At 35.8% G+C, this 17,900-nt stretch carries 15 protein-coding genes; 8 read left to right on the top strand and 7 right to left on the bottom strand.

What is annotated here, in order from left to right:
- Window positions 1-2 precede the first annotated feature (2 nt).
- Complete coding sequence (mutS, locus tag BBF96_RS04180) at window positions 3-2,696, bottom strand: DNA mismatch repair protein MutS (protein WP_127015980.1); 2,694 nt, start codon at window positions 2,694-2,696, stop codon at window positions 3-5.
- A gap of 186 nt (window positions 2,697-2,882) precedes the next feature.
- Here mutS and BBF96_RS04175 point away from each other — a divergent pair, with 186 nt between their 5' ends.
- A complete protein-coding gene (locus tag BBF96_RS04175) occupies window positions 2,883-3,659 on the top strand; it encodes a polysaccharide deacetylase family protein (RefSeq protein WP_127015979.1) in 777 nt (258 codons plus the stop codon).
- Entirely contained in the window at window positions 3,622-3,810 is a 189-nt protein-coding gene (locus BBF96_RS04170) for a hypothetical protein (protein WP_127015978.1), read from the top strand. The genes BBF96_RS04175 and BBF96_RS04170 overlap by 38 nt, the downstream gene beginning before the upstream one ends.
- 40 nt (window positions 3,811-3,850) lie before the next feature.
- On the opposite strand, the gene BBF96_RS04165 is transcribed toward BBF96_RS04170, so the two are convergent.
- Both BBF96_RS04165 and miaB read right to left on the bottom strand, forming a co-directional pair.
- Window positions 3,851-4,915 (bottom strand): hypothetical protein, encoded by a 1,065-nt coding sequence (locus BBF96_RS04165; RefSeq protein WP_127015977.1) that lies wholly within the window; start codon window positions 4,913-4,915, stop codon window positions 3,851-3,853.
- Window positions 4,916-4,980: 65 nt separating this feature from the next.
- Window positions 4,981-6,369: a tRNA (N6-isopentenyl adenosine(37)-C2)-methylthiotransferase MiaB gene (gene miaB, locus BBF96_RS04160; protein ID WP_418655001.1), complete on the bottom strand. Its 1,389-nt coding sequence runs from the start codon at window positions 6,367-6,369 to the stop codon at window positions 4,981-4,983.
- A 184-nt stretch (window positions 6,370-6,553) separates the two neighbouring features.
- Here miaB and BBF96_RS04155 point away from each other — a divergent pair, with 184 nt between their 5' ends.
- From BBF96_RS04155 to BBF96_RS04130, 6 genes are all read left to right on the top strand, one after another.
- Window positions 6,554-7,192 carry a phosphatidylserine decarboxylase family protein gene (locus tag BBF96_RS04155; protein ID WP_127015975.1) on the top strand — a complete coding sequence of 213 codons (639 nt, stop codon included), beginning with the start codon at window positions 6,554-6,556 and terminating at the stop codon, window positions 7,190-7,192.
- A complete protein-coding gene (pssA, locus tag BBF96_RS04150) occupies window positions 7,189-7,713 on the top strand; it encodes a CDP-diacylglycerol--serine O-phosphatidyltransferase (RefSeq protein ID WP_127015974.1) in 525 nt (174 codons plus the stop codon). The genes BBF96_RS04155 and pssA overlap by 4 nt, the downstream gene beginning before the upstream one ends.
- Before the next feature lie 409 nt (window positions 7,714-8,122).
- Window positions 8,123-10,057: an OPT family oligopeptide transporter gene (locus tag BBF96_RS04145; protein WP_127015973.1), complete on the top strand. Its 1,935-nt coding sequence runs from the start codon at window positions 8,123-8,125 to the stop codon at window positions 10,055-10,057.
- A gap of 99 nt (window positions 10,058-10,156) precedes the next feature.
- Window positions 10,157-10,516 carry a PqqD family protein gene (locus tag BBF96_RS04140; RefSeq protein WP_127015972.1) on the top strand — a complete coding sequence of 120 codons (360 nt, stop codon included), beginning with the start codon at window positions 10,157-10,159 and terminating at the stop codon, window positions 10,514-10,516.
- A gap of 21 nt (window positions 10,517-10,537) precedes the next feature.
- On the top strand, window positions 10,538-10,909 hold the full coding sequence (locus tag BBF96_RS04135; protein WP_127015971.1) for a hypothetical protein: 372 nt from the start codon (window positions 10,538-10,540) through the stop codon (window positions 10,907-10,909).
- Complete coding sequence (locus tag BBF96_RS04130; protein WP_127015970.1) at window positions 10,909-11,862, top strand: aminopeptidase; 954 nt, start codon at window positions 10,909-10,911, stop codon at window positions 11,860-11,862. The genes BBF96_RS04135 and BBF96_RS04130 overlap by 1 nt, the downstream gene beginning before the upstream one ends.
- A gap of 448 nt (window positions 11,863-12,310) precedes the next feature.
- Here the strand turns inward: BBF96_RS04130 and BBF96_RS04125 are convergent, their stop codons facing one another.
- The 4 genes from BBF96_RS04125 to BBF96_RS04115 all read right to left on the bottom strand — a co-directional run bounded on the left by BBF96_RS04125 (window position 12,311) and on the right by BBF96_RS04115 (window position 17,853).
- Window positions 12,311-13,330 (bottom strand): AI-2E family transporter, encoded by a 1,020-nt coding sequence (locus BBF96_RS04125; protein ID WP_127015969.1) that lies wholly within the window; start codon window positions 13,328-13,330, stop codon window positions 12,311-12,313.
- 307 nt (window positions 13,331-13,637) lie between these two features.
- Window positions 13,638-16,145 carry a U32 family peptidase gene (locus BBF96_RS04120; protein WP_236777875.1) on the bottom strand — a complete coding sequence of 836 codons (2,508 nt, stop codon included), beginning with the start codon at window positions 16,143-16,145 and terminating at the stop codon, window positions 13,638-13,640.
- Between the two features lie 88 nt (window positions 16,146-16,233).
- Complete coding sequence (locus BBF96_RS16365; protein WP_164730896.1) at window positions 16,234-16,398, bottom strand: hypothetical protein; 165 nt, start codon at window positions 16,396-16,398, stop codon at window positions 16,234-16,236.
- A gap of 288 nt (window positions 16,399-16,686) precedes the next feature.
- Entirely contained in the window at window positions 16,687-17,853 is a 1,167-nt protein-coding gene (locus tag BBF96_RS04115; protein ID WP_127015968.1) for an HD domain-containing phosphohydrolase, read from the bottom strand.
- Window positions 17,854-17,900 lie beyond the last annotated feature (47 nt).

Here is a 17,900-nt window from a genome sequence, read left to right as displayed (position 1 = left end):
AATCACTTCCCTTCTGCCTCTTTCTTCAATTGATAGAGAATATTAATCGCATCAAGCGGGGTTACATTCATAATATCCAGATCCTTAAGTTTTTTGATCACAGGATGTTCCTCCATGGCAAAAAGAGATATTTGCTCAGGTTGTCTAAGTTCCGGCTTTATAACATTCCTCTCCTCTTTTCGCTCTTCAGTAATAGCTTTGTCTGAATGTTCTTCTAAAACAACTTCCTTTGAAGCTGCAACTTCTTTTTTGCTCTCCACCAGAGAATGATCATTCTCTGTCTCAAGATGGTTGAGAATCTCTTTTGCCCTTTTCAAAATCTCCTGAGGTAAACCCGCTAATCGAGCAACCTCAATCCCGTAGCTCTGGTCTGCAGCACCGGGAACAATCTCATGGCGAAAGACTACTCCCTCTTCATCATTTTCCTCAACAGCGACATTATAATTTCTAACTCCCTCTAAATAATCCTCTAGAACTGTTAGCTCATGATAATGGGTAGCAAAAAGAGTTCTAGCTCCTATCCGCTCCCGATTATGAATATATTCAATCACAGCCCAGGCAATACTCAAACCATCATAGGTACTGGTTCCCCTACCTACTTCATCTAATATGATCAAACTTTTTCGAGTAGCATGGTGAATAATATTGGCTACCTCATTCATCTCCACCATAAAAGTACTCTGGCCAGTAGTTAAATCATCACTGGCTCCGACACGGGTAAAGATCCTATCTACCAGTCCAATCTTTGCTTTTTCTGCCGGAACAAAAGAACCGATCTGGGCCATCAAAACAATCAGTGCCACCTGTCGCATATAGGTGGATTTACCCGACATATTTGGCCCGGTAATAATGGAAAAACGAGCAGTATCACCATTAAGATAAGTATCATTAGGAACAAATGGCTCATCCAGCATCTCCTCAACTACTGGATGCCGCCCTTTAATAATCAAAATTTCATCCTCCAAATCCACCGTCGGACGACAATAATTATTCTCAATGGCCACTTTGGCCAAAGAAGCAAGAACATCCAGTTCTGCAAGAACATCTGCGCTTTGCTGAATCCGTTTAACCTCTTTTGCTACCTGATTTCGTACCTCAACAAATAACTCATATTCTAATGCCACACTTTTCTCTTCTGCACCCAGAATCTGAGACTCCTTTTCTTTTAACTCTGGTGTTATAAATCTTTCACTATTGGCCAGAGTCTGCTTACGAATATAATCATCTGGAACCATATCCAGATTAGCTTTGGTTACTTCCAGATAATATCCAAAGACTTTGTTAAATCCAACTTTAAGAGATTTAATCCCTGTTCGTTCCCTCTCCTTGTGTTCAAGCAGAGCAATCCAATCTTTACCATTTGCAGCCGCTTCCCGTAATTGATCCAGTTCTTCATTAAATCCCTTCTTAATCAATCCACCATCCTTAAGCCCGGTCGGTGGATCATCAACAATGGCAGTCTCAATCAACTCTGTTATATCAGACAATAAATCTAACTGGGATTCTAAACTCTTTAAACGGGATGAGGTAAAGTTTTTTAGCAATTCTTTAATCTGAGGTAAATGAATAAGTGAGCTTTTCAATGCTGCAAGATCCCTTGCATTAGCAGAACCATAAACGATTTTTCCTAACAACCGTTCAATATCATAAACATTTTTAAGAATCTCCCGTAAATTTTCAAGTTCATAAAGATGATTAATAAATTCATCCACAGCATCAAGTCGTTCTTCAATCATCTTCAGATCTAATAAAGGTTGATGGATCCACTGCTTTAACTTCCGACCCCCCATCGCCGTAACCGTTCTATCCAATACTCCCAAAAGACTTCCCCGTCGCTTTCCATCACGAATGGTAGCCGTCAATTCTAAATTTCGACGGGTTGCTGCATCCAAAACCATATATTCCTGGGTTGAATAAGTCTTTAAATAATTGATATGGGTTAAATTCCGTTTCTGAGTTTCATTCAAAAATTCCATAATAGCTCCGGCAGCCATAATCCCAGCCTTCTGTTTTTCACACCCAAATCCATGCAGGGAGTTAGTTCGAAAATGATCAATCAACAGCTGATATGCCTGTTTAAAGTGAAAATTTTCTTTTAAAGAATTGACAACTACCCCCAATTGATCAACTAAAAAAGTATAAATTCGCGGATTATTTTTAAGTTCGGACGAGAGGATCACTTCGGCTGGCTGCACTCTGGATAATTCATCGATTACTTTACCTTCTTCCCATTCAAGTTCAGTTACAGCAAATTCTCCCGTTGAGATATCCACATAAGCAAAACCTACCCTTTCCTGATATAAGACAGCAGCTCCAAGATAATTATTCTTATCATCTTCTAAAGTCATATTATCCAGAACAGTCCCTGGTGTAATTACCCGAACTACATCGCGGCGTACCAGACCTTTTGCTTCACTGGGATCTTCCAACTGTTCACAAATCGCTACCCGATAGCCCTTTTTAACTAGCTGAGCTATATATGTATCAGCAGAATGACAGGGAACCCCAGCCATTGGAATCTTTTTTCCGCCCCCTTTGTTACGGGAAGTTAAGGCGATTTCAAGTTCCCGGGAAGCTATCTCAGCATCCTTACCAAACATTTCATAAAAATCACCCATCCGAAAGAATAACAAACAATCCATATATTTCCTTTTAATTGCAGTATACTGCTGCATCATTGGTGTCATTTCTCCCAAGTTAATACACCCCTTTGGTCTTTCGTTTCTAAGAAATAATTATATCACAGAGATTCGGAGAAATAAAGTAAAAGAAAAGTGGGAAGAATTTGAGAAAAAAGCAGGAAAAGCACTATCCAAAAGAGAAGTGATAGTAAGATTAGTCTATATAAAAAGAAAACACTTAGTAATCTATGGAGGTCGATTATGAAAAAGTGGTTATTTTTAGCTAAAACCATGTTCATTCTAATTATTGCAATTGGAAGTCTTAACATATCTGCCATTGCAGAAGAAGAATCAAAAATAACTGAACAACAATTTCGGGTACTGTTACATTTTGATGATAGTTATACAGGAGTTTATAAAAATGCGTTTCCTTTACTGGAATCATATGGTTATAAAGGTACAATCTTTGTGCCTACCAATTTTATCGACCGGCCTAATCATATGAGTTTAGAACAACTTATAGAATTAAAAGAAGCCGGTTGGGAGATTGGCTCTCACTCCCGAAGCCACCAGGATTTAAAAGAATTAGATTTAAATGCCTTATATGACGAAATTGTTGGTTCACGCAATGTTCTTGTTGCAGCTAAACTGATAACCCTCGATAACGCCTACTTTTGTAGTCCAATGACTGTTTGGAATTCATACATAGAAGCTCTGGTTAAAAATAATTATAGAGCTGCAAGAACTGAAGAACTGATTATTTTTGGAGTCAAAGAACAACCACACCAATATACTCTCGTAATGTTAAAGAACACTTCATTAAATATCATTGAATATTGGATCAAAAGAGCAAAAAATGAGAATGCATGGTTGATTATGATTTTCCACGAAATAGCTGAAGACGGTAACAAATATTACTTTTCACCGGTTAAATTAAAACAAGTCCTGGACTTACTTAAAAAATATGGGGCAAAAATATCTACCATTCAAGAAGCTATCAATGAATGGGAAGAAATTATTAAAAATAAAAAGAAATAATACAGGCAAAGTAGCAGGCGTTCAAAAACATGCTCCTCAGGTTGTTGAAAAAGTGGAGGCGCACATAACTTGCTCCCACAGTTTATCAACAATCTCAGGAGCATGTATCCAAAAACATGCTCCTTTTAAATTTATTCCCCGTCGTAAATAAGCCAGAACTTTTCAGATCCATACCAACATATAATAAATTATCATCTTACAAGCTTAATTATCATACCTGCAGGAGCAATATAAATATGTTCCTTAAAATTATACTTTATCAACTGCTTTTCCAAAAGATTATAAATATACAACTTAGATCCCATCTTATCCCGGTTTATCCAATAAAATTTCTCATTTTTTATCCAACCTGCCGTCGAAAAGTTATCAGTTATATCTAACTCTACTTCATCCTGCCAATTCTCTAACATCGTCCCGTATACAAATTCACCCTGCCTTTGAATCAAAAGACCATAACGACTCTTTCGTAATGATTCATCCAGTTCCCGTATAATCATGGCCAGATATTGACCATTTGGACTAAAAAAATATTTAGTTACCCTGGAAGAAGAAGCTTTTAAAGCATAGACCTCTTCCACCTTTTTTTCGTTAACACTATATCTTTTTAACACCCCCAGAGAATTTACAGTACCCCAGGTGTATTCTTCTACATAGTAAATTTGCTTATTATCTTTTGACCAGGTAATTGGGCCAGCAGCCTTCAATTCACCAGAATACTCAACACACGGAATCAAAGCAGATTCTTGATCTGATGCTTTCAGATCAAGCAGAACCAGGCTGGTGGGAACTTCCCATTCTGCATTCATCAAAAAAGCTAAAAAGCGATCATCATAAGAAAATGATGCTTTTGTCATAGAGCCTACACCTTTAATATGGTGGGTCAGTTTATTATTTACAGTATCTAAGATAAGTAAGTCTTCTCTTAAACGAAAAGCCAATCTACTTCCATCATAATTAAAAGCTAAAGGCTCCAACTCTTCGGGAAAACCTTCAGAAAGGTCTACTCCTTTAGACCATTTTTTCTGAACAAAATCATAAATATAAATTACTTGTCTCCTCCTTTTTGTGGGCCTGGTTTCCTGAAATAAAATGGCAAATTTAGCACCATTCTCAGAAAAGATCATCTTTTCTGCTTTCAAATGTATTGATTTTGGAATCTCAAGCTCAATCTCCGGTAACTCAGCCTTTACAGTTATTCCAAAAATAAATATAATAGATAAAATTATACTAATAAAAAACAAATACTTTTTTACCACTCTAAAAACCTCCTTACAATTACAACTCCCCATCGTGACTATTTACAATTGTTCTTCATCGATAATCACAAAACTCTAAAACCTTTGACAATCTCACCATAGAGATTCCAACTTTGTGCCCGATTAATCCTGATATTGACCAACTTCCCAGTCAAATCCTCGTCTTTTTTATCAAAAAGTACTAATTTATTGGTTCTGGTCCGGCCCTGGAAGCGTTCGGGATTACTTTTACTCTCACCTTCAACTAAAACTTCTACAATCTGTCCCTCAAGTTTTTTATTTTTCTTTAAACTCTTTTCAGCTTGAAGTTCCATCAACCGCTGAAGACGTTCTTTTTTAACTTCTTCCGATATCTGATCTTCAAATTTTGCGGCAGGGGTTCCGGACCGTGGTGAATACATAAAAGTATAGGCTGCATCAAACTCGACCATCTCAACAACCTTCAATGTCTCAGCAAAATCTTCTTCTGTCTCGCCAGGAAAACCAACAATAAAATCAGTAGTAATACTGGCCTCAGGTACGGCTTCTCTAATCTTTCTGATCAATTCTAAATAACTCTCCTGGGTATAACCCCGGTTCATTTTCTTTAAAATCCTACTTGAACCTGACTGCATTGGTAGATGAAAATGCTCACATACTTTTTTACTATCACGAATAGTTTCAATTAACTTATCGGAAAAATCACGCGGATGAGATGTCATATAACGAATCCTTTTAAGACCTTCAATCTTGTCCAATTCTTTAAGTAGATCCGCAAAACCTACCTTGCAATTTTTAAAATCCTTCCCATAGGAGTTGACATTTTGCCCTAAAAGGGTAATTTCAATCACCCCGTCAGCTACTAATCTTTTAACTTCCCTGATAATGTCTTCCATAGGACGGCTCCTTTCACGGCCGCGCACATAGGGGACAATGCAATAAGTACAGAAATTATTACAGCCGAGAATTATAGACACCCAGGCCTGGAAAGGTGATTTTCGTTCAGATGGAAGTTCAGGTATTAACTCCCGACCTTCATCCCAGACTTCTACTATCCGCTTTCTTTTCTCAATTACCTTACGAACCAAATCACCCAATTGATGAATATTATGAGTTCCAAAAATCAAATCTACATGAGGATATTTTTTAAGTAATTCTTCAACCACATTTTCCTGCTGCATCATACAGCCAGCAATGCCGATAATCAAATCAGGTTTTTTTCTTTTCAGAGCCTTTAACTCTCCAATCTTTCCAAAAACCTTAAGTTCAGCATTTTCCCGCACACAGCAGGTATTAAGAATGATAATATCGGCTTTAGTATAATCGTCAATAGAAGAATAACCTAATTCCCGTAATTGACCTGCTAACCTCTCAGAATCATGTTCATTCATTTGACAACCGTATGTAATGATATGGTAAAATCCCTTCATTGTAAACCTCCCTACCATATATTTCTTTACCTTAGTTTTGATCATCAATCTTAATTTTATAATAAAATAATTATAAAAACAACCGAAATTGAATAACCAGACAGATTTATGCCTTAAAAAATCTTTCTCTCAAACGTAATTTACTTAGTTAAAAAGAATTGATTATACCGCTTTTCTGTGATATTATACAAATGAACAGTTATATATTAGCAAAGGAGTTGGAATTAAAATGAAATTACCAATAGCAAAAGAAGGGATTCCATATATTTTGATTTTTACAATTTTAACTCTTATAACTTACTTACTTCATCCTTATATTGCAATAATCCCATTTATTTTAACACTATTTACAACCTTTTTTTTCAGAGACCCGTATAGGGAAATTCCTTTTGATGAAAATCTTTTAGTCTCACCAGCAGATGGAAAAATAATGTCTATTGTTGAAATTGATGAAAATGATTATATTAAGGATAAAGCTATTAAAGTTAGTATTTTCCTTTCCATCTTCAATGTACACATAAATCGTATTCCTATCGGAGGTAAAATTGACTTTCATAAATATCGACCTGGTAAAATGTTACCAGCTTTTAAAAGTCATGCTTCTGAATTAAATGAACGCAACTCCATAGGAATTAACACAGGAACAATTAAAATTCTGATTCATCAGATTACCGGATTCATCGCCCGCCGAATTGTCTGGTGGGTAAAACCGGGAGATATAGTAAAACAAGGTGACCGTTTTGGCCTTATTAAGTTTGGTTCCTGTACTGAGATTATTGTACCCAAGGATAAGGTTGAAATTCTGGTACAGCAGGGCGATAAAGTTATTGGTGGTAAAACTGTTATTGGAAGGGTGATCTCTAAATGATCCATATTAACATAAACAAGCACTGGATTCCCTGTACTTTGACTATGACTAACCTCTTTTTGGGAATATTGGCCCTGCTACATGCTTTTCAAGGTAAATTTAATATTGCAGCATTTCTAATTATCATCGCGGCATGTGTAGACCGCGCAGATGGCAAAGTAGCCCGTCGATTTAACTTAACCAGTGATTTTGGTAAAGAACTGGATTCTTTATCTGATTTAATCTCTTTCGGCGTAGCTCCGGCAGTAATAGCCTGGGGATTAAGTTTAAATGAGCTGGGTAATATCGGCTATCTTTTGACTGCATGCTTTCCTATCTCTGGTGCATATCGTCTGGCCCGATATAATGTAACTGAATTTGCAGGAGTTTTTCAGGGAATTCCCATCACTGTAGCAGGTGGTTTACTCTCTTTAGTTACTTTAGTCACTAATCGATATGATTATCATTTTTTATTTTATCCAGCCATCATTTTAATTCTTTCTTATTTGATGGTCTCTAAAATTCCTTTTCAAAAAATATAAATGATTAAACTGCTAAAAGCTAATTTTGAGCGCCATAGAAATTTTTCGTTTAACCATCTTAGTGAAATTAAACTTTAGATGGTTCGAAAAATTTCTTTTGAAGCGAAAAATTAGCTTTTTGAGTAAAATCATAAATATACTTTTCAATTTACAAAAACCACTAACTTTAAAGTCAGTGGTTTTTTGATTTATTATTCCCCACCGGGTATGAAATTTAATAATTTTTTTGGTAATTTAAGTTAAAAATTAATTTTTTCCGCTCAACGGACTTGCAAAAAACTGATAAATATAATAAAATATTTATGGTGAGATTTTATATAAGGAGGTGACGACATAAGTCAGGAGCCGCAAATTTTTAGGCAGAATTTTCGGAATTATCAAAAGATTTTAAAAAGGGGGCATTTTTAGAATGACAAAGAAAAAAGGTCTTCATCCTACTGCTTATGAGGCTATACCGGGTGAAGAGTACCAACCATACGTTGCAGCCGAAAAGGTATTACCCGAGTTTACTCTCACTTCTATCATTTTAGGTATTCTCATGGCTATTGTTTTTGGTGCTGCAAATGCTTATCTGGGACTCAAAGTTGGTATGACCGTAAGTGCTTCGGTACCGGCTGCAGTAATCTCTATGGGAATCATCAGAGGTATTCTTAAAAGAAATTCTATTCTTGAAAACAACATGGTACAAACTATCTGTTCTGCTGGTGAATCTCTGGCTGCAGGTGTTATCTTTACTATTCCTGCTCTTATCATCTGGGGTATTCAACCTAGTATTTTCAAAATGTTTTTAATCGCTCTGTTAGGTGGTTTAATTGGTGTTCTTTTCATGATTCCACTCCGTCGCCACTTAATTGTTGGTGAACATGGTAAACTTCCATATCCAGAAGGTACTGCCTGTGCAGAAGTACTGGTTGCCGGTGAAGTAGGCGGAACCGGTGCAAAAACAGTATTTACCGGTCTGTTTATTGGTGCTTTATATAAACTATTAGCTGACGGATTTAAGTTATGGCCAACTGAAATTGAATGGTCCATCCCCGGACTTAAGGGTGCTGCAGTGGGTATGGATGTTCTACCAGCTCTCTTAGGTGTTGGTTTTATCATTGGTCCACGAATTTCTGCTCTGATGTTAGCCGGAGGTATAATGGGTTGGTTAGTATTCATTCCTCTGATTGCTGCTTTAGGTGAGCACTTAACTGTTCCTTTCTATCCTGCATCTCAACCCATCTCTGAATTAGGTTATTGGGGAATCTGGAATTATTATATTAGATACATCGGTGCTGGTGCTGTTGCTTTAGGTGGTGTAGTAAGCTTACTAAAATCAATCCCAACCATCTGGAGTTCATTCAAAGGAGCCGTTGTTGGTTTTACTGAAAGTACTGGTGGCAAAAACTTAAGAACCTTTGATGATATGCCTATTAAATGGGTTATCGGTCTGCTTATTATTGTCTTCTTACTAATCGCATTTATACCTCAACTTCCTGTTGGTCCGCTGGGAGCTTTCTTTGTACTGGTCTTTGGTTTCTTCTTTGTTACTGTTTCTTCCAGAATTGTTGGTATTGTAGGTAGTTCCTCCAATCCAGCTTCAGGTATGACCATTGCTACTCTGCTCTTTACTACAATCCTCTTTAAAGCTTTCGGTTGGACAGGAGAATCTGGAATGATTGCTGCCCTCAGTGTAGGCGCACTGGTTTGTATCGCTATCGCTATTGCTGGTGATACTTCTCAGGACTTGAAGACCGGTTTCTTAGTTGGTGCTACTCCGAGAAAGCAGCAGTATGGTGAAATTATCGGTGTATTAGTTTCAGCTCTGGTAATCGGTTTCACCCTGATTCTCTTACATGAAGCTTATACCATTGGTTCAAAAGAACTGGCAGCACCACAGGCTACATTGATGTCTTTAGTTGTTGAAGGTGTTATGAAAGGTACACTACCCTGGGCCCTCGTATTAACCGGTGTATTTACTGCATTGATTGTTGAACTCTTCGGTATCGGTTCTCTGCCATTTGCAGTTGGTCTCTATCTGCCAATCCATCTCAGTACACCTATCATTATCGGTGGTATTATCAGAGGTCTATTAAATAAATTCAGTGCCAATGATAGCATCTTTAAATCAAAACGCGAAACTGGAATTCTCTATGCTTCAGGTTTAATTGCTGGAGATGCTCTTCTAGGTGTTATTCTGGCTATCTTTGCATACTTTAACGTAAATCTCGGATTCGGAAATAATATTTTTGGTAAGTTAGGTGGAATTATCTTCTTCGCCCTGCTTGTAATCAGTATGATGATGTACTCCTGGTGGGCTAAGGAGGAAGATATTGATCAAAATACTAACATCAGTGCATAAGAAGCATTAAAAACAAATTATAATTGAATTGAATTTATTTCGGGGGATAATCATATTATCCCCCGTTTCTTAAATTTTTTAAACAAGGGGTTTTGGAAAATGACAATCTTTAATAAACTAAAAGGAAACTTACTTGAAATGATACCAAAAAGAAATGAAAAAGTAAAATGGACAAAATCTAAAGAAGGAAATTTAACTCTAATCATCAATCGTCAGTCATGGATTGATCGCTTATTTCAAAAACTTTTTAAAACACCCAAGCAGACTACTTTAGATCTTGACAAAATAGGTAGTTTTGTCTGGTTACAGTGTGACGGTAAGCAGAATATAAGGCAAATTGCCAAAAAATTAGAAAGAAAGTTTCCAAAGGAAGCTGCACCAATATACGAAAGACTTATTACTTTTATTCGTTTACTCAAAAAAAATGGCTTAATATCTATTCATACAAAAACAAAATAATTTAATTGGAGTTGGTCTGAAATGGGTAACTTTTTACTTGGAATACTTCTATTTGCCATAGCTACTTCAGTTCTTTACGCCTGGGGTTATGTAAAATCTCAACGCCACTCCCAACAGATTCAAATTAAATTTAAAAAGAAAGCCTGGAATGCATTATTAAATATGTTGATGGAAAAGGATGAAATCGAATTCAAAGTATTGAAAGAAGGATTACGTCATATTGAAGTTAAAGGAAGTTTTCTTTCAGGAATAAAAGTTAAAGTTCAACAACCCGGTGAATTGGCTAAAACCTTACTTATGGAAATGGAACAAAAGGGTATTTTAAAGATTCATTCCTGGGGAGAAATCCTCAAATATGAACTAAAAGACCATAATCTTAAGGAGGTACAGTAATAGTGAGTGAATTACAAAAGGCTGCTCAAATAGCTGTTAAGGATTGTTTAGGAATTAAGACAGGAGAACAGGTAGTAATAATTGCTGATGAACCATCACGAAAAATTGCTAAAGTTCTCTGGGAAGAGGCCAAAAACCTGGGCGCAGAAGCAATTTATGTTGAAATAATCCAACGAAGTAACCACGGAGAAGAACCACCTAAGGCAGTAGCTGAATTAATGAAAGCTGCTGACGTCTTTATCGCACCTACTTCCAAATCTCTTTCCCACACCAGGGCCAGAAGAGAAGCTAATCAGGCCGGAACCCGTGGAGCTACTCTTCCCGGCATTACAGAAGAGATTATGAAACGTACACTCACAGCTGATTATCAGAAAATAAAAAAACGTAGTATTGAATATGCCGAAAAACTAACCCGTGGAAAAGAAGTCCGCATAGTAACTGAAGCAGGAACAGATATTACAATGTCAATTGATGGTAGAGAAGCCCATCCTGATACCGGTATTTATACTGAAGCCGGAGTGTTTGGCAATCTTCCAGCTGGTGAGGCATATATTGCCCCAGTAGAAGGTACAGCAGAAGGTGTTATTGTAGTCGACGGAGCTATGGCTGGTATCGGTGTATTAGACGAGCCTATCAAAATGAAAGTTGAAAAAGGATATGTTACTGAAATTACCGGAGGCAAAGGCGCCAAAAAGTTAGAGGAACTTCTGGCTAAATACGGCAAAGATGCACGAAACATCGCCGAACTTGGTATAGGTACCAATGACCAGGCTATCATCACCGGAAATGTATTAGAAGATGAAAAGGTAATGGGTACTGTTCATATTGCCATTGGTGATAATAAAAGTTTTGGCGGTAAGATTGAAGTGGATAGTCACCTGGATGGGATTATCAATAAACCTGATTTATACATTGATGGTGAAAAGATTATGGAGAAAGGAAAATTACTTTAAAAATTAAGCTAAGTCGATAAGACTTAGCTTTTTTCTTTTTAATGTGATATTTATCATAGACAAAGCAATTAGAAAATTATATAATATTTTTTGAATATTTTAAATCATGAAAGGAGAAATGCCGATGAAGTTCCAGGTTAAAACTCATAAAAACCCCAAAGGTTTATGCAGGACCTGTCCCCAACGCTCTCAACGTAAATGCGACCTCTGTGCAAAAAAAAGAGAGAGATTATACAAATCACAAATAGAATATTTTGAAAACTTAAATTTAAAAAGTTCATAAAAAAGCGCTGAAAAATTTCAGTGCTTTTTTAATTTTATTTGACCAAAAAATTTTCCAATTCATCTGGATTATAAATCAAACTGGCCTACAATTTAAATCAAAACTACCCTTCTATAAAAAATCTCCACGCTTTAGCTAATGCAGATGGTTAATTTCAGACTAATATTAAAGTTGGTCCAGCTCAGGTCTAATAAATTTTAACCAGAAAAGTTTAATAAGCAAAATCAACGGTAAAACCAGCAAGATTCCCAAAATCCCTGCCAGACCTCCCCCAACCAAAATTCCGATAATAATCACAATAGGACTCAATTTTACCTGCTTACTTATTAAAGTAGGAAAGATAATCACAGATGTAATTTGATTTATGAAAAATAAAATAATTCCAACCAATAAAGCCGTTAAAGGTGACTTAACTAAAGAAAGTAAAATAGCTGGAATAGCTGCAATTAGTGGACCCAATACTGGTATAAAATTCAGTACGCCACCTAAAATAGCAATAATCAAAGCAAAATTTATATCAAATAAATATAAAGTTATCCAGGTTGCAACAGCCACAATAATCGCAATAATCACCTGGCCCCTAAAATAGCAGGATAATATTCGATTATATTCGGAAAAAAACTCACGAATTTGAGGGATTCTGGATTTCGGAAAGATTACATTAATCAGTTCTGGAAAATGTTCGAAGTCACGGAGAAAATAGAAAAAAAGTAGAGGAATAAAAACTAGACTAACTCCAAACCCCTGTGCTTTTTGAGAAAGCATATTCAAAATTTTTGTAGTTATACTCATAATATTTGGACGATACTGAAGCAAATAGTTTTCTAACTCCAGCTTTTCAAAAAGCTTTATATCATTCTCTTCAACTAATCCCAAAATGGTATCATAAACTGTAGGAATTTCCTTAACAAATTGAATAATTTGGGTAACCAATTTTGGGATCAAGGTCGAGAAAATGAAGATAAAAATGGCCAATACCAATAAAAATATAGTATAAATTACCAGATGACGATTAACTTTATATCTTGTAAAAAAAGAAACAACCGGGATAAAGAGATATGCCAGAAATCCTGCAATAATTATATAGGTTGCTACACTGGCCAATTTGGTAACAAAGAAAAAGCCTAATATGATAAACCCTAGAATAATAAATGTTGTTGGATATTTTCTAAGAACTCGATACATCTCTTTAATCCCCCTTTAAATTGAACTCGTTAATTGCACCTTAATTAATCCATACTATAATTAAACTGCAAAAAGCTAATTTTGAGCACCATAGAAATTTTTCGTTTAACCATTTCAGTGAGATTTCACTCGAAATAAGGCCTCATCACAGGATGTGATGAGCTAATCAAGAGACAGGAAGGCCCATTGATTAGTGTGCCAAATCGAACTTTAGATGGTTCGAAAAATTTCTTTTGAAGCGAAAAATTATCTTTTTGCAGTAAAATCATACTATGAAAAATCTAATTCAACCGGGTTATTTTAAAATCTATTCTACACCGCGATAAAAATGCCCTTTTGTAAAACCTTTCTTTTGCAATTTATTAATAAGTCTTTTTTCTTCTTCTTTTAAAGGCAGTTCTGGATGGTTTAGTTTACTTAAATAAGCTTTAACAACCTCAAGTCCCTCCTCCTCCTCTTCAATCGTTAAATTCATCCGAAAAACTGAAAAATCACTTGCTATGATCTGTTCCATATGCTCTAATAAAAAGAGCGGCATGGAGTTTAAAATCTCACTTCGGCAATTTCTACAGTATGTCAATACCGGAAAAATCATACCCTTTCTATCTAGCAGTCCATAAAGAATATTATCACGGCATGAATATTTTCCTTCTTTAAAAGCTCCAACGGGACAATATTCGCTTATCATTACTGGGAGATATCCATAAACAATTACTTCTTTTTCAATATCAATCCACTGGTTCAACTCTCTCATTTCCTTTAAGTTAAGCTCCGGTGAAATTGTAACTCCCTTCGCACCAGCTCTGGTCCAATAGGCTATAGTAGCTTTATTAAAAACATTTAATGAAAAATCAATGATAAAAGGTTTTTTAAACTCCTTTATTAACTCTGCTTCACCTAAATTTCCTATAATAAATCCATCAAGGGATGAATCCTCTAATGCTTTAATCCTTTCTTTTATAAGTAACATCTCTTGATTTCGCGCAATTCTGGGAAGAACAGCAAAGACTTTTAATTCTACTTGACGGTTATGACCTTTTAACTTTTCAACTTTTTCAGGAGTTAACTTTTTAAGATCAAGATACAGCCTATCAATCCCCACCTCAATAAATCTATCTGGATTAAAGTGATCACCTTTAAGATATACTGCTAATTCCCGCAACCTATTAGATTGGGCCTTTGGAAAAGTGAGAACATCCTGATTAATAGTTGTTAATGGTCGCAGAGGGCGGAAATTACGGATTCGTTCCTCACTTAATTTTTTAATAGCTTTCCGACGCAAAGCATTTAATCTGGAAATGGGAACAAAAATACTTTCATCCATCTTTACCTTCAGGTCTATCAGTTTAAATGGAGTATTACCAAGCTTATTAATCTGTTCTCTTACCTTATCTGCGGTTAGAGGCTGTTTTTTAGCTTTTTCTACCCGTTCCTCACTTTCAAGTTGAACATAGTTCCCCTTCTGATCCCATAGATCTAATACAATCGGTTCTCCTACTTTAAAACTAATCTGACCAAAAATATCAATTTTGCGTCGATAATCAGCATAAGATTGGGTGATTTTTTTTAGTAGTTCTTTTTGGGAAGTACGATATACCGGATCACCCTTCTTAATTTCCCCCTTGATTGATAGAGTAATAAGATCACCAGAATCGTTAGAAGAAGGAACAATCATTCCTGGATTTTTTCCCTTCTCTGTCCAGATTTCAATTCCATCTCCTTCTTCAAGTCGGTCATAAAGCCGGATTTTACAAAGCTTACGGCGCGGATTATAGGAGATTACTTCTCCTACTTTTACACCCCAATTTTTAGGCCTTAAAAGACTCATCATTTTGCTTCCAGATTTACCTTTATAATAACCAATACTAAAACCTCCGCGATTAAATATCTGGGTAAGATTTTTTAGATCTTTAGGATCAACAATATAATTATCAGGATCATTAAAAGCCAGATCAATATATTTACGATAAATTCCAGTAACAGCTGCTGTATATTCTGGTCGTTTCATCCGTCCTTCTATTTTAAAAGAATGAATTCCCCTTTCAATTAAAGCGGGCAAAATTTCCAAAGTGCAGATATCCTTAGGACTTAAAAGATAATATGGTTCATCAGAGCCAACTACTTTACCGGTATTAAAATCTACAAGACGATAAGGAAGCCTACATGGTTGGGCACACCGACCCCGATTACCACTTCTACCACCGATTAGACTACTCATCAGGCATTGACCTGAATAACAGACACAGAGTGCACCGTGGACAAAAGTCTCCACTTCTATCGATATGTTAGTAATAATTTTACTGATCTCTTCTAAAGTTAACTCCCGGGCCAGCACCACTCTTTTAAAACCCAAATTCGCAAGATATCTGGCCCCTTCTAAATTATGAACAGTCATCTGGGTACTTGCGTGAAGTTCCAGATCGGGAAAAATTTGACGAATAAGTTGGGCAGCACCTAAATCCTGTAAAATAACCGCATCCGCTCCCGCTTCATAAATCTCTTGAACAAAATCCAAAAGAGAAGTGAGTTCCTCATCTTTGTAAAGAGTATTAATAGTTATATAGACCCGCACTCCATATAGATGTGCGTATTCAAGAGCTGTTTTAATTTCTTCAATAGTTAAATTCGCAGCATAAGCTCTAGCACTAAAAGCTTTACCTCCCAGATAAACAGCATCACAACCGTTTTGTACTGCTGCATATAAACTTTCTAAACTCCCAACGGGAGCTAAAAGTTCTGGTTTCTTTTGAGAATAAAATGAAGCTCTCATTTTTCTATTCTCAAACCCCATTTCTGTTATTTTTATATTCTTCAAAAATAATATTTCCTGCTCTAACCGCAATATTCCTTCTTTACAATATTAAAAAAAGTAGGTGCCCATACGAGCACCTGATGTTAGTATGTTATTCTTCCTCTATTTTTTCTACATTCTCTTTCCGAATGCTGAGAACTTTAAAGTTTTTGTTGTTGACAATCCGGTAAGTGGTTTTGTTTATTTTAATAACAACACCCTCTTCCCAATCACCTAAAACATTTTTGTAACGTACCCGGTCATCAACCTGAATCAATTCTTATCACTCCTTTTCCATTTAAACTGTAAAAATAATACTAAATATTAGAGTGCTTTTGGCTGAAAGATAACCTTTCAGATTAATTATAACACATTTCGTCCGAATTGTAAATTTATTAGAATAAATTTTACCTATAATCGAAAAAACAAAAATATATCTATATTAAAAAAATATTTATTTATAAGAATTTTATAAAAATGAGTTACTTGGACAAAATCTATTTTTAAAGTATATTTTCCTGTTTTATATAAATTATATAAAAAAAATAGCCTATATATAACCGGATTATACACATGTTAAAAATATTTCTGCTAATTCGGGATCAAACTGCTTCCGTCTACAGAGCCAGATCTCCTCTTTTGCTTCTTCTTTGGTCATTGGAGGTCTATAAACTCGATAAGTCGTCATAGCATCAAAAGAATCTGCAATAGTGATAATCCGCGCGTATAATGGAATATCTTTATATGTAATCTGATCTGGATATCCTCTGCCATCAAAATATTCATGATGATGACGAACTGCAGCGATAATAGCAGGTGAAAACCGGGCTTTTTTAAGAAGCTTTGCACCAGTAACCGGATGCTGTTTAATAAATTCATACTCGGAATCTGTCAAACGAGATGGTTTATTTAAAATACTATCAGGAATCCCAATTTTTCCGATATCATGAAGTAAAGCAGCATAACGTAATTCTTTCTTTTGCTCAGGTGATAAGTTCAGCTTCTCCGCCAACTGATTAGAATAATTCATTACATTAAATGAATGATTAGCCGTATAATTATCTTTTAAATCCAAGACCAGAGCCAATGTATCCAATAGGCCGCTATTCAACTCCTGAAGTTCTTTAATTGTATTTTTTATAAGAAATTGTTTTTCAATAGAATTTACAGTCGATACAATCATCCCTAAATTATGAATATGTGTCTCATCAGCAGGACCGGCAATACAAAGACAACCTATAATATCACCTTCTGGTGAATGAATCGGAGCAGCAGAGCCTGTCCAGGAATGGAAAATTTTTAGATAATGTTCTTCTCCCCGAACCTGTATAGGAGTATCTATGTACAGAGCTGTTCCTATCGCATTTGTTCCCATATATCGTTCGGAAAAGTAGGCACCGGGAATAACATTACATCGAGTCAGATACCCTTTGATAGCAGAATTAGCTAAAGTCTTAAGTATATATCCTTCCCGGTCTGCAAGAATAATCACAAAGCGTGAACCTTTAATAAATTGATATAAATCTTCCATCATTGGTGTAGCTACCTGCAGTAATCCTGCATTATCCCGTAAAAGTAGATTTAAATCTCCAGGTGACAGTTTAGGTCCTGTTATCGAAAAAGGATCGATTCTGCATATTTTACATCGAACCCATGATTCGTAAATGGGTTCGCGAACTATAGAAGTATTCAACTCCTCATTATTTATAAATTTTTCCCAGAGATGAAACACTATTCTCACCCCAGCATTTTTTCTTTTTGTTAGGCGCCTATTATTAT

It is taken from the genome of Anoxybacter fermentans (genome assembly GCF_003991135.1).
Classification (GTDB): Bacteria; Bacillota; Halanaerobiia; order DY22613; family DY22613; genus Anoxybacter; species Anoxybacter fermentans.
This window is presented reverse-complemented; position numbering and strand designations above follow the sequence as displayed.